This is a genomic window from Mesorhizobium sp. ArgA1 (genome assembly GCF_053714375.1).
Genome location: NZ_JBSKBQ010000012.1, coordinates 79969 through 103843, shown reverse-complemented (window position 1 = coordinate 103843; position 23875 = coordinate 79969). Strand labels below are relative to the sequence as shown.

The window sequence follows — 23875 nt, the reverse complement described above, 5'->3', positions numbered from 1 at the left end:
CAATTCAGCGATCGATTGGATCGGCCAGTGAACGAATTTCATGTACCGGAGCAAGCTATCAGGCGCGCGAAACTGACGAGCTCGCCGATCCTGCTGTCCGCGCCACTCGTTGTCTTCCTCACCGTTTTCTTTTTCTCTCCGCTGGTGGTCATGCTGAGCTATTCGGTGCGCAACGGCGAAGTGCCCTCGGTGCTGCCGCATCTCAGCGAAGCGATAACGACCTGGGACGGGCAGGGGCTTCCGCCCGACGCCGTGTTTTCGGCACTGGCCCTCGACCTGAGGTCGAATAAGGATTCCATGGCACTTGGGGAGGCGGCGCGGCGGCTGGATTTCGAGGGGCCTGGCTATCGTGCGCTGCTTTTCAAGACTGCGCGTCGATTGCAAGCTGATCGGACCAGCACATCTGCCCGAGACGAACTGACCAAGATCGACGCTCGCTGGGCGAACCCTCGCTACTGGTTGGCCTTGAACCGGGCGACGGCTCGTCTGACACCGGCTTTTTTTCTCGCTGCGTTCGACCTCAAGATAGACGATTTCGGCCATATTGTCCGCGTCGAGGAGGATCGACGCGTCTATCTCGATACGTTCTTACGCACATTTCAGATCGGCGGCACTGTCACGCTGCTTTGCCTGGTCCTTGGCTATCCAATTGCCTTTGCGATCACCGTCCTGCCGCGTCGACTTGCAGCGGCTCTGACCTTCAGCGTCATCCTGCCCTTCTGGACATCGTTGCTGGTTCGCACCAGCGCCTGGATCGTGGTCCTGTCGAAGGACGGCGTGGTCAACAGCTTTCTCACCCGGCTGGGCCTGATCGGCGAACCGCTGCAGCTGATTTTCAACCGCACCGGCCTCTATATCGTGATGGTTCATATTTTGCTGCCCTTCATGGTTCTCCCGATCCGCAGCGTCATGAAGGGTATTTCACCGAACTACATGAAGGCGTCGGCGTCGCTTGGAGCTCATCCTTTCCTCGGATTTTTCAAGGTCTATCTGCCCCTGACCTTGCCAGGTGTGGGCGCCGGCTGCCTGATGACCTTTATCATCGCCATCGGCTACTACATCACTCCTGCGCTTGTTGGTGGAGCAGGCGACAATATGATCAGCTTCTTTATCGCCTTCCACACCAACAGCGTCATCAACTGGGGCATGGCCGCGGCCCTCGGCGTGGTTCTGCTTTCAGCCGTGTTGCTTATCTTCGGCACTTTCGGCCGGCTCCTCGGATTCTCGCGGATAGTAGCTTTGAAATGAAGAGGCTCCCGTGAAAACCAATCGGATCGTAACGGCTTACTCCTGCATCATGATGCTGTTCCTGCTGGGGCCGCTGCTGGCGTTCCTGCCAATCTCGTTCAGCTCCGCGAGTTTCCTGTCCTATCCGCTGCCGGGATATTCGCTGCAGTGGTACGAGAAGGTTTTGCAGCCAGTACCTTGGATGTTCGCGCTCAAGAACAGCCTGATCGTCGGCAGTCTCTCCACCGCCCTGGCAACGGTGCTGGGCACGGCTGCCGCCTTCGGCCTCACCCGGAAGAACTTCCGTGGCTCGAGCCTCGTGCTGGCGCTGATTGTTTCACCAATGATTGTGCCCGTCGTCGTAACAGCGGTGGGCACATACTTCATGTTCGCGAAGCTCGGGCTGGTAGCGACCTTCTCAGGCCTCGTCATCGCCCACACTGTGCTCGGCGTGCCTTTCGTCGTGATCACGGTCTCCTCGACCCTGCAGACCTTCGACAACAGGTTGCTGCAGGCAGCCTCCGGCCTTGGCGCATCGCCGATCCATGCGTTCTTTACGATCGTCTTGCCGCTTATCGCAAACGGTGTCATCGCCGGGGCGATCTTCGCTTTCGTCACGTCTTTCGACGACGTCGTCGTGGCGATCTTTATCGGTGGGCCGCAACAGAAAACTTTGCCGCGCCAGATGTTCGAAGGCATCAAGGACAATATCGATCCGTCCATCTTGGCGATGTCGGCGATTCTGCTGCTGGTAACGATCTTGCTGATGGTCTTCCTGGGTGTGCTTCGCCGCCGCTAACAGCATGTGCGCGAGATAATCCGGGATTTCACGGCAACCTATAACTTATGGATTGACATTGCCGCTGGTCCTGAAATGTGATCCGGACCAGGAGCAATCAGAAATCGGAGTACCAATGTCCAAGGCTGCATCCATGATTGCCGTGCCGACCTCGCCTGTAACCCGGCTGGAGCAGGGCAGTCTTTCTGTACGATGCTATGTGGCCCTACGGCAGTCTCTCATGGAAGGCCGTTTCCGGCCGGGCGAGCGACTGGTCGTGCAGGACCTGGCGCAGATGATGGGGGCAAGCGCCACTCCGGTCCGCGAGGCCTGTATCCGGCTGGTCAGCGAACAGGCGCTTGAACTTCGGTCAGGGCGCTTCGTCACGGTTCCCGATCTGACAGTCACACGACTTACCGAGCTGATGACAATAAGGATTGCGCTGGAAGGCCTCGCAGCAGAACTGGCTGCGAGCCGTATCAGCCAGGAACGCATAGACGAGCTTCGCAAGATCAACGAGAAATATGTATCTGCCGAGAAAGGAAAAAATACCGAGGTCGCGATCACGGCAAACAGGCAGTTTCATTTCGGAGCCTGTGAGGCGTCGGGGCTGCGCATGCTGTTTGCTCAGATCGAAACGCTATGGGTCTCGATGGGCCCGATCCACTCGATCTACTATGGCGGTATGCCGCTGATCCATTTTGGTGGGGAAGAACATATCAATGTCCTGCGAGCTTTTGCCGACCGCGACGGCGCCGCCGCTCGCGAGGCGCTTCAGCGCGATATCAAATTGGGCGCGGAGAACATTCTCAGCTTCATCCAACGCGATGGTGCGTGACGTCGCCGACGTAATCTTGGCCTTCGAAAATGGGCGCCTCGGTCGACGCCCATTTCTGTTCAACGAAGGGCTTCGAAGATTTTCGTGGCGGAAATCTCATATTTGTCCATGAGATAGGCTGGAGAGCCGTATTCCACAAAGGCGTCAGGCAGGCCGATACGCTGCAGTTTCCTCACTATGCCGGCGTCGAACAAGCATTCTGCGACCTGCGTGGCAAGTCCGCCCGCTTTCACGTGATTCTCCACCGTTGCCAGTTGACCGAAAGACTTGGCGAATTGGGTCACTGCAGAGCAATCAAATGGCTTCAATGTCGGGACGTGCAGGACGGCGACGGACTTGCCGGCCGCGTCAAGCCGGGCAGCGGCATCGAGTGCATGCGCTGTGGAAATACCGGTGCTAATGATGCCGATATCCGTCCCGGTCTTGACGATCTGCGCCTTTCCCGTCTTGAAGCTGTAATCTGCGGGGAGGGCCATCGGCACGTTGCCGCGTTGAAGCCGGACGTAGACAGTGCCCGGCGTATCATAGGCGGCCTTCACCACGTCCATGATTTCCGCCGCGTCGCAAGGATCGATAACGGTCAGGCCGGGAATTGCCCGCATCAAGGCGGAATCCTCGATCGCCTGATGCGAGGCGCCATAGGACGTCGTCAGCCCAGGCAACGCGCCGAAGATCTTGACGTTGAGATCGCTGTGCGCGCAGGCGACCGCGATGAAGTCATAAGCACGTCGCGTGGCGAAGACCCCATAGGTGGTGACGAACGGCGTCTTGCCCGCCTTGGCCATACCGGCAGCGACCGCTATCAGATTCTGTTCGGCCATGCCGACGTTGAAATATCGGTCCGGATAGGCCGCGGCGAACGGCATGATATCGGTGTATTTCCCAAGATCGGCGGTCAGCCCGACGATATCGTCGTGATCAGAGGCGAGTTTTACCAAGGCCGCGCCGAACGGAGCCTGGATGCTACGCTTGCCGCTATCCGCTTGAGGATTCCTGTCTGAATTAAGCATTTTGCTCCTCCAGTTCGCGGGTTAGCAGATCCCATTCATCCTGTTCGACGCGGATAAAATGCGCCTTTTCACGTGCTTCGAGCGTCGGCAGTCCCTTGCCGGGCTTCGTTCTCAGGATCACTGCCTTGGGAGCCTGATTCATGGCGCGCGCCCAGATGAGGGCGTCGACAATCTGGGCCATGTCGTTGCCATCGATCTCGACAACGTCCCAGCCAAATGCCTGCCATTTCTGGGCAATGGGCTCGATATTCATCACGATGGCCCCGTCGGCCTGGATGCCATTGCAATCCACCAGGGCAACGAGATTGTCGAGCTTGAAAGCCGAGCCTGACATCGCCGCTTCCCACGTCGATCCTTCCTGGACCTCTCCGTCCGAGATCTCGACGAAGGTGCGTGCGGATCGACCGTCGAGCTTGTGAGCCAACGCAATGCCCACGGCAACGCCTAGACCCTGCCCCAGGGAGCCGCCGGTCATTTCGACACCCGGAACGGCGTCGAAGGTCGTCATGTCTATCTGACCACCATCGGCGCCGTACGTGGGAAGGATAGCGCGATCGATGAGGCCGATTTCCGCGAAAGCTGCCCAAAGCGCAATCGCATAATGGCCCGTCGAGACCAGGAACCGGTCGCGATCCGAGTCGGTCATGTCTTGTGGGTCATAACGGAGCTCATGAAAATACATGGCCGCAAATAGTTCGGCGATCCCAAGCCCTTGGCCGAGATAGCCCTGGCCCTTCCCCCGCGCTTGAACAAGCATGTTCTTTTTGAGCTGAATCGCTCTCTGCTGCAGCAGCGCGATAGCCGCGCCGTCAGGTGGTGTTCGATTTCCTGTCATGGACGCCTCCGGTTTGCGATGTGCCTTCTTGCATCTTATAAATTATAAATCAACTCTTGCATCTTATAGATTATGGATCTATCCAATAGGACAGTCGATGCCAGAGGTGTGCGGAACCGCCCTTGAAGCTTGAGGAGGTGTCCCGCCAACGAGCAGGTGCGGGGTCACTCTCGCTGCGCCCCGGAAGGCGTTCGGCGGCGGGGGCGACGCAGCTTGCTCGCGAGTTGCTTACTGCATTGAAGTGAGGCGCTAGATGACTTGGGCAACTGACAGTATCGCCGAGATGATGGCGGCCCCTCGCGAAGGGCGTGAAAGCGTCCTTTCGGTCGACCTAACGCCGATTCACTTTGGGCTTGGGGCGCTAAGCGAACTCGATCACGTCCTTCGCCCGATGGCAGTGAGACAGGTGGCGGTGCTGGCGGACCCAGCTATGGCTTCGACGCCATCGTTGGAGCAGGTGTTTTTGCAGATCCGGAACGCGGGAGCGTCGTTTTCGCTGTTCCAGGACATCCGGTGCGAGCCCAATTGCTCCAGCGTCGAGCTTGCTCAGGCCTTCCTTCAAGCCTCCGGCGCGGAGGCAATTGTTGTGCTCGGAGGCGGCTCAGCCATCGATACCGCGAAACTCGCCAATCTCCTGGCAAGCGACGGCGGGCAACTTCACGACTACTTGCGACCGCCCGTCGGACTTGGTCGACTCCCCATAAGGAGGTTGCTTCCGATCATCGCTCTACCGACGACAGCGGGGTCGGCATCTGAGGCCTCGTCTGTTGCTGTGGTAGATGTCGAGAGCCTGAACTTGAAGGTCGGAGTGACGCATCGTTCCATGCGCCCAGTCGCGGCAATCCTCGATCCGTTTCTGACCTTGAGCGCCCCGAAGTATGTTACGGCCGCTTGTGGGCTTGACCTGGTATGCCATGCGCTAGAGAGTCTCACAGCACGCCCGATGACATCTCGACCGCGGGTCCGGCCTGAGCGTCGCTCGACCTACCAAGGGCGCAGTTCACTGACCGATGACTGGGCACTTAAAGCGATCGATCTCGGTTCCAACTACCTGCCACGGGCAGTAAATGATGGAACCGACCTCGAGGCTCGTACAGCGATGATGCTTTGCACGATGCTGGCGGGCGTGGGCTACGGTTCAGCCGGCGTGCACATTGCCCATGCCTGCTCGTATCCGATCGCGACACAAACCAAGGTGTACAAATCACCAGACTATCCGTCAGACCATCCGTTCGTCCCACATGGATTTGCAGTTGCCATGACGGCACCGGCCGTGTTCCGTTTTACCTTCGATTCCGCGCCAGACAGACATCTGCATGCCGCCAGTGTCTTGTCGGGGGCGGATACGTCCGACGATGGACGGGAGGCGTTGCCGAGAGCTATTACCGAGTTCATGCAGAAGGTGTCAGCCCCGGCCGGGCTCGAACACGTCGGCTATGGCGCGGCCGATCTTGGCGGATTGGTTGCTGGCGCAGCCGATCAGGCGAGATTGCTTGAACTCAGTCCTAAGCCAGTTGGCCGTTCCGATCTTTTGGAAATCTTCCGGACGTCGATGCGAAACTGGTGATGAACCCGGGCAGTCGCGAAAACGAGAGCTTGTCGATTCGGCCTCATGTCTCAGCCAGTCCCCTTGTATGTCGACTGTTGCAGCCGGTCGCTGCGACATTGGCGCTTATAACGGCAGTCGTATCTGTTCTAGTGACTTACAAAGTTAGCGGGTCGTGGTTTGGAGTGGTAAGCGTAGTTTCACTTAGAGAGTATGGTGGGACGACGTTTGAGGACGTTGGAAATTTCGAACTTTGGCGGCTGGCTTCCGCGCAGCTGATTCACGTCAAACTGCTACATATGCTGCTTAACGTGATCTGCCTCGTCCTAATTGCGAGCCAGGTAGAGAGACGAGTTGGAGGCATAACGACGCTTCTGATCTGGTTGCTGGCCGGAGGACTTGCCACACTATTGAGCACTATTGGCATAGAAGAGCGGTGGAACGTCGGGTCTGGCGCATCTCAGGCGAATTTCGCATTTGCCGGTTGCGCGATTGTTTTCGCTTTCTCCTCATCAACCCGCCGAGTGCTGACCGCCTCGTTGATTGCGCTCGTCGTGGTTCCGGGAATTGCGTTGGATCTTTTCCATGCCGGCTACCCTAAGCCCGGACATGCGTCGGGCTTCTTGTTTGGCGCGGCATTTGGCCTTGTTTTCCGTCGCCTGCTTGTCCTTGACTAGGTTTGACACGCGCTCTGCGAAGCGCACCCCACGTGTTGAAATTTCCACGGCGCGCCTGAGCGCCGTGATTTGTCCGGCTAGACCCAAATTTACAGGAGAGTGACCAATGATTGTTCAGGCTTGTATTAACGGTGCGCGGTCGCGTGATTTCCACCCTCTGCTGCCGCTCACGGTTGAGGACATTGCGCGCGACGCTGCTGCGTCGGTCGCGGCAGGCGCCGCTGAGCTCCATATTCATCCGAGGAGCCCCGACGGTCGGGAAAGCCTCTTGGCCGTTGACGAAACGATTGATGCTGTTCGGCGTGCCTGCCCAGGAACGCTTGTCGGGGTATCGACCGGCGCTTGGATCGAAGGTGATGAAGACCGAACGCGGGAGGCCATCCGTCACTGGGACAAGGACCTGTTGCCAGACTACGCTTCCGTTAACCTGGCTGAGAACGATGCGCCTGCGGTTATGCAGCTCCTGCGGCAGAGGGGTGTCGGCATCGAGGTCGGTCTGGCAACTGTCGCAGATGCTGAGCGGTACGTCTGTTTGGAAGGCTGCAAGCAGGTCCTTCGCGTACTCATCGAACTCGATTTTGAGCAAGACTTCCGCGCAGCTCGAGAGATTGGGGAAGGTATCCTACGGACATTGGGACACGCAAACGTCCAGCGTCCCATTCTGCTGCACGGTTTTGACGCTACGGTCTGGCCGTTCGTCGAACTAGCACGCAAACGTTGCTTTTCGACTCGTATCGGCCTTGAAGATGGCAAGCTTCTGCCCGATGGTGCTGTCGCTCGCGATAACGCCGCATTGGTTGCCAAGGTTGTCGAGATCTTCCGAGGAGGACATGACCTCGAGCGATCAGCCGCGTGACAAGATCCCGAAGCCAGTCGCCGAACGCTGGAGCCCGGCACAAAGACGTCACATGGATTTGGTGTGATAGTAACATATCTTTGCCCGACCAGCAGACGCCCTACAACACCGGGCTGGTCTCGCCCGAAGTACAGTTTTGGGGCTTTCATGGTGTCACGAATGGTGGTTCGCGCGGGCCGGTTTTGGCCAGGCCGATAAGTTGGCGGCAATTGAACATGCTCGTGCAGCGCTTGTCAGCAGTACGGATGACGCCACCGCACTAGCAGTCGCGGGTTTTGTCACGACGATGCTGAGCAAGGATCATGCGGCAGGCCTGACCGCGACTGAGCGTGCTCTTCGCCTGAACCCCTCTTGCGCCACAGCGATGTATCTCGGTTCGCTCACAAACGCGTTCGCGGGTCGTCCGGCTGTGGCGACCGCTCTGGCAGAGCGGGCGTTACGGCTAAGCCCCTTCGACTTCCTCGCCTACCAGGCTCACTTTGCGCTAGGCGCGGCAGCGATTCAGACTAGTCGGTATGCCGATGGGGCCTTGCATTTGCAGACAGCGCTGCAGCTCAATTCCAACTTGAGTTCGACCTACTGCGCTGCTGGGGCTGCACTGGCTATGTCCGATCCGCTGTCCGATGCCCGGCCCTTAGCCCGAGTTGGTCTGCAGATGGAACCGACGTTCCGGTACCGGATGTTCTCTGAGCTCATGGTCTCGGAACTCGCGGACAAGCTCGGCGGGGGCTGTCGAAGATTAGGCCTACCTGAGTAGCAGATCTCCCGCGCCAGGGGGAAGGCCGGCATTGCCGCTCCTTGAACGCCTGGATTCGCTCGCTGTGTCGCTTTGGGGCCAGATCCTCCTCTTACACGTTCCGCCGAACGAAGGTCCGAGAAGGGTCAAGCCACGACATCGGATCTTGAAGATCCGCTATCGCTCTTCCCTGGCCGCAAGCGGACCTACTGCTCCCGACCCGTTGCGGACCTTGTGGAGTGGCCGTCGCCGGCGGCAAGACAGCTAGGGCCGCACTGTGTTAATTTGAAATCATGGGATTTGGGTTCGCAATCACGGCATTGAGGGGGCTATGGCATGCTGCTGGCACGGATTTCCAAGGAATTTGAGACTGCCGAGCCGAGTTGCGCCGTCATTAGCCCTCATCAACCCGAATACCAGACCCTGCGTAAGGTATGGAATGGCACGGTAGATCGGCGGCCTGCCGTGATTGTCCGCCCGAGAACGGCCGCCCAAGTGGCAAAGGCCGTGCAGCTTGCGGCTGAACACAGCGCTCTGCTGGCAATCAGGTGCGGTGGCCATAGCTTCCCGGGCTTGTCGACCTGCGACGGCGGAATCGTTCTCGATCTGTCGGAAATGAACCATGTCGTCGTTGACCCCGTGTCCCGCACCGCCGAAGTCGAGGGCGGTGCATTGCTTGGGCATATGGATATCGCAGGCGCTGCTGCCGGACTTGTGACGCCTGCTGGGGTCGTTTCGCACACAGGGGTTGCGGGGCTCACGTTGGGCGGCGGCATGGGATGGTTGAGCAGGCGGTTTGGCCTGACGATCGACAATCTGCTGAGCGTGGACCTCATCACTGCCGAGGGTCGCGCTTTGCATACGAGTCCGCACATTGAGCCTGAACTGTTCTGGGGCATTCGCGGGGGCGGCGGCAATTTCGGAGTGGTAACGAAGTTCCGCTTCCAGATGCACCCTCTTGGACCGGTCTTGGTCGGCCGCTGGAGCTATCCGCGTCAGGCGTTCGACACCGTTCTGAGAGGCTATCGTGATGTTGCGGCCGAAGCACCGCGTGAACTGACGACAGCCTTCACAATGACATCGACAACCATCTCCGTGAGCGCTTTCTGGTCCGGATCGCCGGAAAACTCCAGCGTAGCCATTCAACCCTATGGATCATTGGCACGGCCCGATGCCAGCATGGTCGGCGGTCAGACATATCTCGAATTGCAAACCCGCAACGACTCGCACTTTGCGTGGGGCCGGCGCTACTATTCCAAGGGCGGATTCCTGGGTGACATCGACGATCAGGTCATCAACTGCCTCCTGGATTCAATCGCGACTGCACCAACGCTGGATTCGGAAATCTACGTGCTGCAGCTTGGCGGCGCGATAAGTGACGTTGACGAGGCTGCCACGGCCTATTCGGGGCGGGCTGCGAAGTTTTACTGGATTGCCGAGCCAGTCTGGGACAACCCCATCGACGACTCCCGTTGCATCGCATGGGGACGAGAGGTAGGCGGCCGCCTGGCGGCGATGTCTCAGGCCGGCAATTATGTGAATGAGCAGGCGGATACCGGCAAGGATGTCTCGTATCAGGCCTACGGCGCAGAAAAATACAACCGCCTTGCAGCGCTTAAAGCCCGCTTCGATCCTTCAAATCTCTTTCGGCTGAACCAGAACGTTGAACCGAAGCCGTCGGCAGCATCGGGTCAGATCCAGACATCACACCAGCCTGCCTAAACGTCTGCTTTGGTGGTACGGTCCCTGAAAGCTGCCTGACCGCTCCCGGCCAAAAGTGGTGGTGTCTGTCTCTACAAAGGCTCCCCTCAATCCGCGCGTCCGTTGGGTTCGAGTCGGTAGATCGCTACATCGACACTCTGCATACCCGCATCGCCGAAGACCGAATCGAAATTAGGTGGCATGACCTCACCGTGCCCCTCACGGCGCACCCGAGCGGCGCTACTTGAACGACGATCGTGCGCACATCCCACATAGATGCTATCAATGAAGATGCGCAGGGACGGCGAACAATCGAATGGAAAATGAGGACAGGTCGCGAACCACATCTAATCGGCGGATCGCCTTGCTCATCGATGCGGACAATGTGTCCCACGGCAAGATCGCAGCGATACTGGCGGAACTTTCAAAATACGGCACGGCCAATATCCGCCGCGCCTATGGCGATTGGGCAAGCGTCAATCTCAGAAACTGGAAAGACAAGCTGCACAATTTTGCAATTCGGCCCATTCAACAGTTTACCTATTCGGCCGGCAAAAACGCTACCGATATTGCGCTTGTGATCGATGCAATGGAGCTTCTCTACACGCAAAAGCTTGACGCTTTCTGTCTGGCTTCCAGCGACGCCGATTTCACACCACTGGTGATGCAGTTGAAGGCCAATGGACACGAAGTCTTCGGATTTGGGGAACGCAAAACGCCCCCTCCGTTCATCAATGCCTGCACGACTTTCCTCTACCTCGATAGCCTGGACGATGCTGAGCAACCGACAACTCCTGTAGCCCCCGACGAGAAACCAAAGACCAAAGCGGACTCGGCGGCCAAATCTAAAACGCCCTCCGAAAAGCCCGCCGACAAGCGAACGGGCAAGTCTCTATCGCAAGATACGACCCTCGTGACGATCCTGCGTGGCGCTGTGGAAGCCGCGGCGCAAGACGACGGATGGGCGACTATGTCATCAGCAGGAAGCGCAGCGAAACGACAGGCACCCATCGACCCACGAAACTATGGAGTGAAGAACTTTCCGGCACTCTTCGCGGCGACTGGCCTCTTCGACATAACGAAGATGGAGAATGGGCAGAGCTACGTCGCAGACAAGCGGAACAAGGACCGTTCACCACAGCCGAGCCGATAGGGATAAGAAATTCCATCATTGCCGCTGATGGCAAAGGCGCCGGCCGCTCTATGAAGAGGTCAGTCGCGACCTACCTCAAGCGCGTCCATGCAACCAATTTTATCATAAATCAATTACCGTCCCGGTCTAACCGGGGCGGTTTTTTGCGTTCGGGCACGCAATCGCATGCGGCGCACAAGAGGGGCGCACACCGCTTCGGCAAATCGCGCGAGACGGGTGCGGTGCAACGCGTACTTGGTTTTATTGTGCACGGCACCAGTTGTCGTGTTGGGGGAGATAGGGCACCACGGCCCTGTGTCGGAAAAGGGCTATTAGTGCTCCAAGTCGAGGCAGTTCACTCGCTGCCTAAAAGGCGACCTTCAGCAACTCTCAGATATCTTGCTTGCGCCCAATCCAAACATCTATTCCGAAAGTCCGAGCGCGCCGCCATCTGTCTCTGAGCTTATGCACGACCCTTTGTGGCAACTTCCCCACCGGTGAACCCCAACGCGCGCTCTCGACGTGCGAGCAGGCTATTTTCCAATCGGATCAAAGTTCATCAACGGGCGTCGCATGCCAGCCTTGGTCCCGTTTGGTCCAGTAGATTTGCGACAACTGCGTCGTAAGAGCCCCCGGCTTGCCAGCGCCCACTGGTTTGCCGTTGATACTGGTCACAGGCATTATCCCACCTGCGGTGCTGGAGATAAATATCTCGTCGGCGCCGATCAGATCGCTCTCATGGATGGATTTCATTTCGATCGGCTGGCCGATCTCCCGGCAGATTTCGATGACGCATCGACGGGTAATGCCTTCGAGCACATTGTACCCCGGCGTCGCAAGCACACCGCCCGTCAGGGCGAACACGTTGAAACCTGGGCCTTCGCTGATGGTGCCCAGGTGATTCCTCAGCAGCGAGGTCTCGCAGCCCGCATCATATGCGTCAAAGAGGCTGAGCACGAAGTCGATCCAGTTGTAGTTCTTGACCTGCGAAGGGACGGAGTCGGGAGGCAGGCGCCAGCGGCTGGAGATCCTGACGGAGAGCCCACGCGTGCGTTGTTCCTCATTGGCGACCACGACGAAGGGCACGCAAAAGGCCATGAACCTGTTCTTGCACAGGCGCGGATCCCGCGATCCGGCTGGACCTGATCCGCGCGTCATGATCATCTGGACGGTCGCATCGGCGAGCCCGGTCATCTCGACGCAGGACTTCAAGACCTTTTCGATCCCGTTGCGCCCGACAGGCATTGTGTAGCGCAACCGGGTGCACGATTCCTCGAAACGGTCCAAATGGTCCTGCAACCTGAAGAAGGCGCCCTTGCGGACGGAAACCGTGTCCTGGCACGCGTCGCCGCGGGTGAAACCCCAATCCATCAGGGGGATAGAGGCTTCGGCGATCGGCACATAACGATCGTCGATGAAGGCGATGCCTTCGGGATGCAAGTTGAGCGGCCTGTTCATTTTTTTGTCTCTTTCGTGACGGTCACGTGCGCGCGCAAGGCGCCGATGCCCGGCGCGCAACGCCGGCGCCTGGGTGAGCTTTGACCGGCTCAGGCTGTGGGAGCGCGTTTCATACGGTTTTCAATTCTGAGGACGACCAGCGAAGCCGGATAGCTGACGAGGAAGTAGATGGCGAAGGCCGCCGTGTAGACCTCCAGGTATTTGTATGTGGTCGATGCTATCTGATCGGCGGTGAACATCAGTTCGTTCACCGATATAACCGCCACAAGCGCGGTATCCTTGAACATGGCGATGAAGTAGTTGCCGATTGGGGGAATGGCGATCCGCATTGCCTGCGGCAGCACGACAAGCAGAAATACCGGGACCGGGCGCATGCCGAGCGAACGCGCCGCTTCGACCTGTCCCTTGCCGATCGCCGATATCGCGCTGCGGTAGACCTCTGAAAGATAGGCCGCGTAGTTGAGCGACAGTCCGAGGATGCCGGCGATCAGGGCTGGTATGTAGATACCGATATAGGGAAGCACATAGTAGATGTAGAAAAGCTGCAGCAGCAGCGGCGTCCCCCTGATGAAGTCGACATAGATCGCCGTCGCCCATCGGATGGCTCCGATGGGCGACAGACGTGCCAGGGCAATAACGAGCCCCAGCACAAGCGCAATAGCCATCGACGCCACGGTGATCCCGACCGTCAATGCGGCACCCCTGGCCAGCGCCGGCAGGAACCCAAGCACATCGTCCATGGCGATCTCCCGTCAAATCAACCGCAGCAGTTCGGGAACGGAAAATACCGCTCGACTGGCAAAAGGCCCCATTTTTCGAGAACCTTGCGCAGCCCTCCGGAAAGCTGGAACTGCCGGTTCTGCTCGTCGAAAGCCTGCCTGAGCGCAATGTCTCCCTTGCGGAAGCCCGCGCCGACGGCGTAGTCGCCGATGGGCATCTTGTAGCTGAGAATCTCAATGGGCAGCGTCGGATCGTTCTTAAAGGCGTCGGAAGCGACCATGTCGTCAAAGGCGCCAGCGTCCAGGCGTCCGGCGCGTAGTTCGGCAAGGATCTGCGGAATGTTCTTGTAGGCCTTGACCGTTATCGAGGAGTCGGCGGCAGCCATCTTGTTCAGCCAGTCGAGCTGGATGGTTCCGAGATAGGAGCCGACTGTGTGGCCCGGGAAGTCGGCCTCGCTGTTGATCTTGGCGGGATTGCCCTTGGGCACCACCAGCGCCTGCCCGGCGCGATACATCGGCGCCGAGAAGGCAATTTGCTCGGAGCGTTTGACGGTGATGGCGATGTTGTCCGAGATTAGGTCGCAACGGCTGGTGTTCAGCGCAGAGATGATGCCGGAGATCGGAACTTCGTAAAGCTCGATCTCCGTCACGCCGAGCGGCCCGAAGATGGCCCGCACCATGTCAATGTCGATACCTTCCAGCTTTCCGCTGGAGGGATTTTTGTAGGCGTAAGGAACGTCGTTGGACGAGCAGACGACAACCTTCTTGGCCGCCTGAACACGGCTCAATGAATCGTCGGCGGCACTCGCGGCCGAGGAGACCATGGCCGCGCACAGCGATGCGGCGACCAGAAAACACCATTTGACATTCATGATCACTTCCCCTTGATTTGATTGATTGTTTATTGTTAGCAATTGGTGCGGTTATGAAGTGTGTGTGGCTTCCCTTCCTCCCTTGCTAGGTTAGGCGGCTGTGGGTTCGATAGCCCTGCCGCTGGCGAGGTCTCTTGACCTGTCTTCCTGTTCGCGGAGCCATTCGACAAGGCGTTCGCCGTCAGCCGTATTGTGTTGCGCGGCAAGCCGCTCGGCATCGACTGAGCGGCCCTCTCGCATTGCCGAGATGAGCGGCTCGTGCGTCAGGATATAGTCCTGCATCGAAAGGAACTTGCTGACCAGCGATTGATAGAGCCGCACCTGGCCGGCGATCAGCGCATAATGGGCCTGCAGTGTTGAGTGTTCCGTCAGTTCGGCGATCACCTGATGAAGCTGGAAATCCGCCTCCAAGGCGCGCGTCCTGACGCCAGATGCAACCGCCTTGACGACCTTGTCGTAGGCCTGATCGAGCCGATCCCGCTTGGCATCGGTGATGGTGTCGGCGAGCAACCGCGCGGCAAAGGCCTCGAGCGTGTTGCGCAGCGTGAACAACTCCCAGGCATCGCGCGATGTGAGCGACCTGACGCTGTAGCCGCGATAGGGTTCCTGGATGATGAGCCCTTCATGCACCAGCATCCGAAGTGACGCCCGGATCGTGCCGCGGCTGAGCCCGAAGGACTCGGCGATCACCTCCTCCGTCAGTTTCTCGCCTGGCGCGAACACGCCGGTCAGGATCGCATCGCGCAGTTTGTCGGCGGCCTGCGTATCGAGGCTGCGTCGGGCCACCTCCATTTGAGGCGCTGGTTTGCGGTTCAGTTTCGGACGGGCCATGAGGCGAGCCTTTTAGGGAATCTGTCGATCATTATGCGCGATGGCAGGATGAGTAGCATGCGACTTCGATAAGATTTCTGTCGGGGTCGCGAAAATAGACCGATTGCATGGCGCCGCGCGCGCCAGTCTGACCGACCGGACCCACTTCGATCGGGATGCCGAGCGCCCTGAGTTCATGCTCGATATCGTCGATGCCGCCCGCGGCGATGAAGCACAGATCGCCCGTTCCAGGCCCGGGGATGTCGGCATGAGGTGTGTATTCGGCGCAATATGGATGCAGGTTGATCTTCTGGTCTCCGAAATGCAGGGCATTGTAGCTGCCGTCGAACACGACATGGCACATGCCGAGCACGCGCTGGTAGAAATCTATGGTCCGCGCCATGTCCCTTACTGTGAGCACCACGTGATCCAAGCCTTCGATCCTCATACCGTACCTTCCTCAAGCCGCATATCCATCGGCGGGCCTTGCGTCAGCCGAATTATGATCTCCCGCTTCAGCACTTTGCCATAGGCGGATTTCGGCAATTCCGACCAGAACACGATCTCGCTTGGCAACTTGTACCTGGCGATCCGGCCCTGAAGAGCGCCGATGACATCATCCGCAGTGATCTCGATGCCGGCATTCGGCACCACGACCGCGACGCCGCATTCACCCCATTTTGGGTGCGGAACGCCGACCACGGCCGCTTCGCTGATGCGCCCATCGTCCAGGATCGCTTCCTCGATTTCGCGGGGATAGACGTTCAAGCCACCCGAAATGAACATATCCGACGTCCGGCCGGTGATGTGCAGAAAGCCGCGCTCATCGATGAAGCCGACATCGCCGGTGTGGAACCAGCCGTGCCGGAATGCTTTCGCCGTCGCTTCCGTATCATTGTGGTAACCGAGGAAGGCCGCCTGGCCGCGCGCGCAGATCTCGCCGGTTTCACCGCAGGCAAGGCGCCGGCCGTCGGTGTCGAGGATTGCCACCTCGACACCGGTACGAGGAACCCCGCAGCTGCCTACGGCCTGGTCCGGCGACCCGGATCCCGCCAGCATGTGCTGGTCGGGTGAAAGCACGGTGATGTTGGCGGTGAATTCACCAAGGCCGTAATGCTGCACCAGAACCTTGCCGAGCTTGGCCAGGGCGATGGCCTGGTCGGAACGAAACATCGGCGCGCCGCCATAGTTCACGTGGCGCAGCGACCCATGGTCGTGGCGATCGACCGACGGATGCTCGACAAGGCTCTTGAGCAGCGTCGGAACGGCAAAGAAATTCGTCACTCCATAGCGCGCGACCGACTGCCAGACCATTTCCGGATCGAACGAGGTACCGGTGAGGATCACTTGCGTTGCGCCGCGGGCGACATGCGCCAGCGCATGGACGCCGGCGCCATGCGACAGCGGCGTCACGACCAATGACGTGTCACGCTCGCTGGTGCCGGGGAACATGTCCGCCAGATGGCTGGCGACAACGAAGGCGAGCTGGCCATGCGTGAGCACGGCCGCCTTCGGGCGTCCCGTGGTACCGGATGTGTAGAAGAACCAGGCCGGCCGATCGCTCTCCACATCCGCCTCGACAAAATGCTCGTCGCCGCCGTCGAGAAACTGTTCGTAGTTGAGACTGTCCCCAGTCGTGCCGTCCAGGCAGATGAACAGGGGGGCCGATTGCAGTTCTAACCGCGCCGCCTCGCTATGCACGGCGAATTCGCCGTCAAAGATGATTGCCCGCGAGCCGGCGTGCCTGGCCATGTAGGCGACTTCAACTGGCGTCAGGCGGAAATTGACAGGAACCCATACCGCGCCAAGCTTGAAGCATGCCCATTTGACTTCGAAGGCACGGTGACTGTTGCGCGCCTGCACGAGAATGCGATCGCCTGGCAGAATTCCCGACTTAACCAGCGCGCTGGCAAGGCGGTTGACCCGACGGTCGACCTCGGACCAAGTAGATGTCCGCTCACCCGCGACGACGCCGACACGCTCGCCGAAGCGTCGTGCGTTCTGCGTCAGGAAATGGCCTATGTTGAAGGTCGACATGGCGCTTTACCTGAGCGGCTCGAGGATAGTGGCGTAGTTGGCGACCGAGACGCCACCCATGTTGAAGACGCCGCCCAGCGAGGCATCCTTGACCTGCATGTCGCCGGCAGTGCCGGTCAACTGCATTGCGGCGTTGACCAGCATGGAGACGCCGGTCGCGCCAACCGGATGGCCTCTGGCCTTCAGCCCGCCGGACGGGTTGACGGGAAGCTGACCGTTCATTTCCGTCAGCCCGTCGTTGATCGCGCGGGCGCCATCGCCATGCGATGCAATTCCCAGCGCTTCGTACTGGATGAGTTCCGAGATGGTGAAGCAGTCGTGCAGCTCGATGAAGTCGAGGTCGCTGTTGGTCAGGCCGGCGTCGCTCATCGCTCCGGACCAGGCGCGTGCCGCGCCCTCGAATGCGGTGATGTCCGCCCTGCGCGACAGTCGCAGATAGTCGCTCGTCTGGCACATGGCGCGCAGCGCGACGGCCTTTTTCATGCGCAGCCCGGTGGCGGCATCCGTCATCACCAGTGCCGCGGCACCGTCCGAGATCAGCGCGCAGTCAGTGCGCTTCAGGGGGCCGGCGACGGCAGGATTTCGCTGCGATTCGGTGCGGCAGAAGTCGAAGCCGAGATCCTGGCGCATGTGCGCCAGCGGATTGACGACCGCGTTGCGGTGGTTCTTGGCCGCGATCCTGGCCAGCGCGTCGGACTGGTCGCCGTGTTTCTGGAAGTAGGAAGAGGCAATCTGCCCGAAGACGCCGGCGAAGCCACCCTCGACCGATCTCGTTTCCTCGACATAGCTCGCTTTCAGCAGCGCCCGGCCGACCGCGGCGCTGTCCAGCTCCGTCATTTTTTCGACGCCGATCACCAAGGCAAAGCGTGCCTGTCTCGAGGCCACGGCACGCGCCGCCTGATAAGCCGCGGCCGAACCGGTAGCGCAGGCATTTTCAACCCGGGTGGCCGGCTTGAAGCGCAGGCCGGGGATGCCGTTGAGCACCAGCGACGAGGCGAAGTCCTGCTCGACGAGCCCGGGATTGAAAGTGCCGACGAAAATTTCGTCGATCTCGTCGGGGGAGAGGCCGGCGTCGGCAATGGCGCCGGCCGCCCCGCCGGCGATCAATTCCTCGAGGCTGGTGTCCAACCTGCCGAATTTCGAATGGGACCAACCAACAATGGATGTGAGCATTTCAAACGCTTCCTCTGCGAATTCCATCAGCGTTGCGCGTTACAAGTTAATTGTCAACAATTGTTTATTATCTAAAAAGGCGGATACTGGTGATGCATCCCTCACAACGATTCGCTTCCAGAGCCGAGGCCCCACTGGGGGTTCTTCGAGTCCTTCTCACTTTTTGCACTGCTCCGCCGCTCGTATCGCGCGTGCATGTGCGGACGGTGGGACTCTCGATCTGCATGGCTGCGAGCTTGATAGGAGTTCGCACTCTGGGGGGTCGAATGGCGCTTTTCTTGCCGGCTAACGCCTTTGCCAACGACAGGCTGAAGCTTACATCTCCCGTCCGGGTATCGCAGGCCGGTTGCCTAGCTAGAGCAGCGCCGCATCGACGACGGAAAGATGGAGCAGGCTTGCGCCATGCTCACCGGCAACCCCGTGTATTTGGCGCGCTGGTTCGCGCCTGATCGCCCCGAGGCCTAACTTGGGCTCCACCCTGTTTTGGTCCTAGGTCTGAAAAGGTCGCGACGGCGGCTCTGCAAGTGTGATGCGGTTGCCGTCGGGGTCTGTGACCTGTGCGATCTTGCCGTAGTCACCCTCCGTTTCCCCCGCGAGCCTAGCACCGATTTCTTCGAGCGATTTACGGGCTTGATGCATTTTCGGTACGACAATGGTCAGCCTCCCGGAGCCTGCATGCTCCTGGTCGTGGAAGATCTGGATGTTGGCGCCTGCGATGTCGCGCCACTGGATCAGGCCCTCCATCGGACGATCGTCCGGGCCTCGTTCGAAAAGCAGGGTATAGAATTGCTCTGCTTGGTCCATGTTTGCGGCGGCAAGCGCGGCGTAGATTGCTTGGATCTGCATTCGCTATCTCCCTTCTCAACTCAAAATGGGCAAGGGCGCGGTTCTGTTCCAAGATCAGGCCGGTAGCGTGCGAGTCGCGCAGAATACGTGTCAGTTCGTCGTCAGCATTCCTGATCTTGGACAGCCTTCGGCGAGCCAAGAGCTGCTTCCCCCGCTGCTCAGCTAGAAGCGGCGGGTGTTGTCCTCGCTGGCCGCGCTATCACAGCCGCGTGTCGCTCGACGGCCATGCTATCGAACGAAAAGCGCGGTGGTTCGGCACCGTCCGATCTTTCCGCAATGCGCCATCAATCTGTTTCGCACAGAAGAATCCGCAACCCTTAAGGTTCACGCGATTGATCGTGGATTGGAAGCAAAGGCAAGGCTAAGGAGCAGCGGAGCAAGCTCACCGATGACGATCTCGACCGCATCGCCGGCAAGTGCGACCAACTCGAAGGCAAGATTCCGGCAGGCGGTCATTGCCCGGGATGAAACCAGCTTTCGGAAACGTTGATGGAATAGGTAACGCTCGAGATTTGACGCCCAATACCGGCGGCAGTGAGCAAAGACCCCTTCGGCCAGCGCGACACCGCGCGCGAGACGCCAGGGAGACCGGAAATGTCCGCCGCCTACATCAACCGGATCGCGACAGCCGTTCCGGAACACGAGGTTCATCAATTCTATCTGCGGTTCGCGGCTTCGATGCTCGCTGCCAATCGCCGGAGAATCTTCGAACGCATGGCCGGGCTTGCCGGCATCGAGAGCCGCTATTCCTGCTTTGCACCCGCCATCGATCCCGAAGGACGGTCTGTCGATCTCGCGGGGACTTTCATCCGCGGCGATTTTCCGGGAACGGCAGCTCGGATGACGATGTTTCGCGAAGCCGCACCCGTCTTGGCACAAAAAGGCGTCGATGGATTGCAGCTCGGCGAAGACGTATCGCGCCTTACCCACCTAATCGTCACCACTTGCACTGGCTTTTCCGCGCCGGGGATCGACCTCGACCTGGTCGCGCGCTGCGCCCTGCCGGTCGGCATCGAACGCACGATGATTGGGTTCATGGGCTGCTACGCAGCAATCAATGGCCTCAAGCTTGCCCGCCATATCGTCCGCTCCGACCCGCGCGCGAAGGTCCTTCTGGTCAATATCGAACTCTGCACCTTGCATCTCAGCGAAACCACTGAACTGGAAAAGCTGCTGTCGTTCTGCCTTTGGGGCGATGGCTGCGCGGCCGCACTTGTCACCGGTGAGCCCCGCGGCATCGAGCTCGACAGCTTCTTTTGCGCAGTCGTGAACGATCGGCGGGACCTGATGAGCTGGGATATCCGTGACCACGGCTTCGACATGGTTCTTTCCGGCCAGGTGCCGGCGGCGATCCATGACGCGCTGCTGAGCAACCAGAACGCCATCCTCGGCGGCCGTCCGCCGGACGCGATCGACCTCTGGGCCGTGCACCCCGGCGGGCGTTCGGTTCTCGACGCTGTCGAAAGAGCGTTGAAACTTTCGCCCGCCGCGCTCACGTCGTCGCGCGAGGTGCTGCGCCGATACGGCAACATGTCGTCGGCAACCGTGATGTTCGTGCTGCAAGAGCTGCTGAAGGCCCCGGCCGGCCTCCTCGGCTGCGGCATGTCGTTCGGACCTGGATTGACGGCCGAAACCATGCTCTTTCGAACAGTGTCATGAACGCGCTCAGCCACCGCAGCCTGGTCCCGGAAATCCTTGACGGGCTTGCGGCCGACGATCCGCGGGCGCTCGCCTCGCGCCGCGATCTTCGTCGCATCAACGCGCTGATGTTCCAGGCGCGGATCATGGCGTCATTGCTGAAGAAATTCGTGCCGAAGCCGCCACGCCGCATTCTGGAGATCGGGGCCGGCGACGGCACCTTTATGCTCGCGGTGGCGCGGCGCATCGCTAGGCATTGGCCTCACGTGGAACTGACGCTGCTCGATCGCGTCGGCCTGGTCACCAACGAGCTCTCGACCGAATTCGAGAGGTTGGGATGGAGCGTCGAAGGTATCACGGCCGACGTCTTCGACTGGGCGGAAAGGGCCGAAGGCGGGCGCATCGACGCAATCACCGCGAATCTTTTCCTGCATCATTTCGACGACGCCGAGCTGCTGCGTCTGTTTTCGCTGCTGGCGCCGAAAGCCTCTCTGACCCTGGCGACCGAACCGCTAAGGGCAATGTCGGCGCTCGCCGCGGCCCGGCTTCTTCCGGCGATCGGCGCAAACGACGTCACCCGACATGATGCGGCCCAGAGCGTGCGCGCGGGCTTTCGCGACCGCGAGCTATCTACTCTCTGGCTTGCGGCTAATGGCAAGCCGCTGAAGGAGGGGCGCGTCGGTCCCTTTTTCGCACGTCTTCGTCGGCGCCGGCACCAATTCCGGTAGCGACCCATGACGCGATTGTCGACTTACGATGCGGTCGTCATAGGCGCCGGACCGGCAGGCACCTCCGTCGCACTGACGTTGGCCCGGCGCGGATGGGCCGTGGCGATTGTGGAAAAGAGCGCGTTCCCGCGCCGCAAGGTCTGCGGCGAATACATCTCGGCAAGCAACATCGCGCTGCTCGACCGCCTGGAGGTCGGATGTGCCTGGCGTGCCAATGCCGGCCCCGAAATCCGCCGGGTCGGTTACTTTTCCGGCGAGACCTGCGTCGAGGCACCGATGCCGGGCGCAAACTATAGGCACCCTGCAAAAGACGGCTTTGGCCGGGCGCTGGGCCGTGACGTTCTGGACATTCTGCTCTTACAGGCCGCGCGATCGGCGGGCGCCTCAATCTTCCAGCCTTGCCGAGCGGTCGCCATTGAGCGGGATGGGGACATGCAAGCGGTGCGCATTCAGGCGAGGGATGAGCATTCCGAAGACGAGACGGCGACGTTGCGTGCGCCGGTGATCGTCGCCGCGCACGGCTCCTGGGAGCCGGGACCACTCTCAAGCCAGCTTGAGAAGGCGAGCCGCCCGTCGGACCTGCTCGGCTTCAAGGCGCATTTTACAGGCTCGTTGCTCGCGCCCGATCTGATGCCGCTGCTCGCCTTTCCCGGCGGCTATGGCGGCATGGTTTTGGCCGATCATGGCCGGCTGTCGATCTCGTGCTGCATAAGGCGCGACTTGCTCGCGCGGCTGCGCAGGAACCATGGTTCCGGGCATGATGGCCCCAAACAGGATAGTCATGTGTCGGCCGCGGACGCGGTCTTCCGTCACCTCACGACGTCTTGCCGGGGCGTGAGCGTTGCTCTGGATGGAGCCTACCTCGACGGTCCGTGGCTTGCCGCGGGTCCGATCCGGCCTGGCATCCGCTCCTGCTACGAACGGGATATCTTCCGCGTTGGCAATGCCGCAGGCGAGTCGCATCCGATCATCGCCGAAGGCATCTCAATGGCGCTCCAGTCCGGCTGGCTGCTGGCCACGGAGCTCGCGGACGCGCCAAGCGGCCGGGCAGGGCGCGAAGCTGCCGGCAGACGCTACCAAGCGGCTTGGAGAGAATTGTTTTCGACGCGGGTCTACGCAGCTGCAGTCCTCGCCGGATTGGCCCTCGGTCCAGCCGGCCCTGCCATGATGGGAGCGGCTGTCCGCAATTTTCCGCAAGCCCTGACACTGGGCGCACATATGAGCGGCAAGACGAGGCCGATCCCCGGTCTTACATGACCGGCGCTGCAGCGCTCGCCGAGCGGACGCGAAAACAATGATCGCGTAAGTTGCTGCAACTGGCTGCCCAGCCGCGCTCACCTTCTACCTGCACATGCTCTAATCCTAGGTGCGGTCCTGCTATGAACCCGAATGGCCGTCCGAATAGTCGTTGTTCGGGCTTCTCTTCGCCTTCGCCTGCGGATTTGCAAAACTCGAAGCGACCTTCGCCGAAAAGCCGCTTCGACAGTGCTATGACTCGTCGATGATTGCTGCACTGCGCCGAATGTATTAGAGTGGTCTCATGCACACCCATCCGCGGGCGAGCGGCGGCCGGAGGGTTAGGCCATGATGGTCTCCAGGCGATTGTTGCTGCCAAAGGCCCTCCTGATGCGGGTCAGGCGTTTCGGAACCGGCTGGGTTCGTATTGTCTGTCGGGCTCTCGTCGTTACCTTCATTTCCTGGTTTGCTGCCGGGCCGGCGATCGCGAGGCCCCTTCATGATGCTGCCGGAGAGGGCGACGCCGGCAAGGTTGCCGAACTCCTGGCACAAGGCGCCGATGTGAACGATCGCGACGAAAGCCGGCAGACCCCACTGATCAATGCAGCACTTGCCGGCAAGACTGAGGTCGCCATTGTGTTGATCGGTGCGAAGGCCGACATCGAAGCCCGCAACGACCGCGGCTTCACTGCCCTTCATGCGGCAGCCTACTCAGGAAGCCTGGACATAGCTAAATTGCTGCTCGAGCACGGGGCCGAGGTCGATGCGTTGAGCACCCACAAGATTACCCCGCTGCATGTAGCAGCAGAAGAGAACCAGACGGCCATTGCGGAGCTGTTGATCGCGCACGGAGCACAGGTCGAGGCAATCCAGGAATACGGCTACACGCCTCTCAGCCGCGCGACGTTCTTTCAGAGCGCCGACTTAATGGCCTTGCTCAAGAAGCACGGCGCAAAATGCCAACCCAAGGAAACGATGGGGTCGTCGTACAAGGTGTGCATCGCCCTCGGCAACTGACATCG

Annotated in this window: 22 protein-coding genes and 1 pseudogene; 13 read left to right on the top strand and 10 right to left on the bottom strand. The window is 60.0% G+C overall.

Annotated features, from left to right (window positions below; translation table 11 throughout):
• Positions 1 to 27 precede the first annotated feature (27 nt).
• The 3 genes from ACWGTI_RS23195 to ACWGTI_RS23185 all read left to right on the top strand — a co-directional run bounded on the left by ACWGTI_RS23195 (position 28) and on the right by ACWGTI_RS23185 (position 2843).
• On the top strand, positions 28 to 1248 hold the full coding sequence (locus ACWGTI_RS23195; RefSeq protein ID WP_454589267.1) for an ABC transporter permease subunit: 1221 nt from the start codon (positions 28 to 30) through the stop codon (positions 1246 to 1248).
• A 10-nt stretch (positions 1249 to 1258) separates the two neighbouring features.
• A complete protein-coding gene (locus ACWGTI_RS23190) occupies positions 1259 to 2026 on the top strand; it encodes an ABC transporter permease (RefSeq protein WP_454589266.1) in 768 nt (255 codons plus the stop codon).
• 115 nt (positions 2027 to 2141) lie between these two features.
• The gene (locus ACWGTI_RS23185; protein ID WP_454589265.1) at positions 2142 to 2843 is read left to right on the top strand and encodes a GntR family transcriptional regulator; all 702 of its coding nucleotides are present in this window, start codon (positions 2142 to 2144) and stop codon (positions 2841 to 2843) included.
• Between the two features lie 59 nt (positions 2844 to 2902).
• Here the strand turns inward: ACWGTI_RS23185 and ACWGTI_RS23180 are convergent, their stop codons facing one another.
• Both ACWGTI_RS23180 and ACWGTI_RS23175 read right to left on the bottom strand, forming a co-directional pair.
• Positions 2903 to 3853 (bottom strand): transketolase family protein, encoded by a 951-nt coding sequence (locus ACWGTI_RS23180; protein WP_454589264.1) that lies wholly within the window; start codon positions 3851 to 3853, stop codon positions 2903 to 2905.
• On the bottom strand, positions 3846 to 4688 hold the full coding sequence (locus ACWGTI_RS23175) for a transketolase (RefSeq protein ID WP_454589263.1): 843 nt from the start codon (positions 4686 to 4688) through the stop codon (positions 3846 to 3848). Before ACWGTI_RS23175 ends, ACWGTI_RS23180 begins: the two co-directional genes overlap by 8 nt.
• A 253-nt stretch (positions 4689 to 4941) precedes the next feature.
• Between ACWGTI_RS23175 and ACWGTI_RS23170 the strand changes: the two genes are divergently transcribed.
• The 5 genes from ACWGTI_RS23170 (at position 4942) to ACWGTI_RS23150 (ending at position 11357) form a co-directional block, all read left to right on the top strand.
• Positions 4942 to 6255, top strand: coding sequence for a hydroxyacid-oxoacid transhydrogenase (locus tag ACWGTI_RS23170; protein WP_454589262.1), 1314 nt, complete (start codon positions 4942 to 4944; stop codon positions 6253 to 6255).
• Positions 6255 to 6911 carry a rhomboid family intramembrane serine protease gene (locus ACWGTI_RS23165; protein ID WP_454589261.1) on the top strand — a complete coding sequence of 219 codons (657 nt, stop codon included), beginning with the start codon at positions 6255 to 6257 and terminating at the stop codon, positions 6909 to 6911. Before ACWGTI_RS23170 ends, ACWGTI_RS23165 begins: the two co-directional genes overlap by 1 nt.
• A 106-nt stretch (positions 6912 to 7017) precedes the next feature.
• The gene (locus ACWGTI_RS23160) at positions 7018 to 7767 is read left to right on the top strand and encodes a 3-keto-5-aminohexanoate cleavage protein (RefSeq protein ID WP_454589260.1); all 750 of its coding nucleotides are present in this window, start codon (positions 7018 to 7020) and stop codon (positions 7765 to 7767) included.
• Positions 7768 to 8839: 1072 nt separating this feature from the next.
• Entirely contained in the window at positions 8840 to 10225 is a 1386-nt protein-coding gene (locus ACWGTI_RS23155; RefSeq protein ID WP_454589259.1) for an FAD-binding oxidoreductase, read from the top strand.
• 295 nt (positions 10226 to 10520) lie between these two features.
• Positions 10521 to 11357: an NYN domain-containing protein gene (locus ACWGTI_RS23150; RefSeq protein ID WP_454589258.1), complete on the top strand. Its 837-nt coding sequence runs from the start codon at positions 10521 to 10523 to the stop codon at positions 11355 to 11357.
• 528 nt (positions 11358 to 11885) lie between these two features.
• Here the strand turns inward: ACWGTI_RS23150 and ACWGTI_RS23145 are convergent.
• From ACWGTI_RS23145 to ACWGTI_RS23110, 8 genes are all read right to left on the bottom strand, one after another.
• A complete protein-coding gene (locus tag ACWGTI_RS23145) occupies positions 11886 to 12794 on the bottom strand; it encodes an aminotransferase class IV (protein ID WP_454589257.1) in 909 nt (302 codons plus the stop codon).
• A gap of 89 nt (positions 12795 to 12883) precedes the next feature.
• Complete coding sequence (locus ACWGTI_RS23140) at positions 12884 to 13534, bottom strand: amino acid ABC transporter permease (RefSeq protein ID WP_454589256.1); 651 nt, start codon at positions 13532 to 13534, stop codon at positions 12884 to 12886.
• Positions 13535 to 13551: 17 nt separating this feature from the next.
• A complete protein-coding gene (locus ACWGTI_RS23135) occupies positions 13552 to 14385 on the bottom strand; it encodes a substrate-binding periplasmic protein (RefSeq protein WP_454589255.1) in 834 nt (277 codons plus the stop codon).
• A 90-nt stretch (positions 14386 to 14475) separates the two neighbouring features.
• Positions 14476 to 15216, bottom strand: coding sequence for a GntR family transcriptional regulator (locus tag ACWGTI_RS23130; protein WP_454589254.1), 741 nt, complete (start codon positions 15214 to 15216; stop codon positions 14476 to 14478).
• 31 nt (positions 15217 to 15247) lie between these two features.
• Positions 15248 to 15643: a VOC family protein gene (locus tag ACWGTI_RS23125; protein WP_454589253.1), complete on the bottom strand. Its 396-nt coding sequence runs from the start codon at positions 15641 to 15643 to the stop codon at positions 15248 to 15250.
• Positions 15640 to 17232 (bottom strand): AMP-binding protein, encoded by a 1593-nt coding sequence (locus tag ACWGTI_RS23120; protein ID WP_454589252.1) that lies wholly within the window; start codon positions 17230 to 17232, stop codon positions 15640 to 15642. The genes ACWGTI_RS23125 and ACWGTI_RS23120 overlap by 4 nt, the downstream gene beginning before the upstream one ends.
• A 6-nt stretch (positions 17233 to 17238) precedes the next feature.
• Positions 17239 to 18405, bottom strand: a complete 1167-nt coding sequence (locus ACWGTI_RS23115) for a thiolase domain-containing protein (RefSeq protein WP_454589251.1) — start codon at positions 18403 to 18405, stop codon at positions 17239 to 17241.
• A 489-nt stretch (positions 18406 to 18894) separates the two neighbouring features.
• Complete coding sequence (locus ACWGTI_RS23110; protein WP_454589250.1) at positions 18895 to 19251, bottom strand: VOC family protein; 357 nt, start codon at positions 19249 to 19251, stop codon at positions 18895 to 18897.
• Positions 19252 to 19593: 342 nt separating this feature from the next.
• Here ACWGTI_RS23110 and ACWGTI_RS23105 point away from each other — a divergent pair.
• The 5 genes and pseudogenes from ACWGTI_RS23105 to ACWGTI_RS23085 all read left to right on the top strand — a co-directional run.
• Positions 19594 to 19692: pseudogene (locus ACWGTI_RS23105) on the top strand (CsbD family protein); the annotation flags it as partial.
• 153 nt (positions 19693 to 19845) lie between these two features.
• Positions 19846 to 20910, top strand: coding sequence for a type III polyketide synthase (locus tag ACWGTI_RS23100; protein ID WP_454589249.1), 1065 nt, complete (start codon positions 19846 to 19848; stop codon positions 20908 to 20910).
• Positions 20907 to 21617 (top strand): class I SAM-dependent methyltransferase, encoded by a 711-nt coding sequence (locus tag ACWGTI_RS23095; RefSeq protein WP_454589248.1) that lies wholly within the window; start codon positions 20907 to 20909, stop codon positions 21615 to 21617. Before ACWGTI_RS23100 ends, ACWGTI_RS23095 begins: the two co-directional genes overlap by 4 nt.
• Positions 21618 to 21623: 6 nt before the next feature.
• Entirely contained in the window at positions 21624 to 22874 is a 1251-nt protein-coding gene (locus tag ACWGTI_RS23090) for an NAD(P)/FAD-dependent oxidoreductase (protein WP_454589247.1), read from the top strand.
• Between the two features lie 327 nt (positions 22875 to 23201).
• Positions 23202 to 23870 (top strand): ankyrin repeat domain-containing protein, encoded by a 669-nt coding sequence (locus ACWGTI_RS23085; RefSeq protein ID WP_454589246.1) that lies wholly within the window; start codon positions 23202 to 23204, stop codon positions 23868 to 23870.
• Positions 23871 to 23875: the final 5 nt, after the last annotated feature.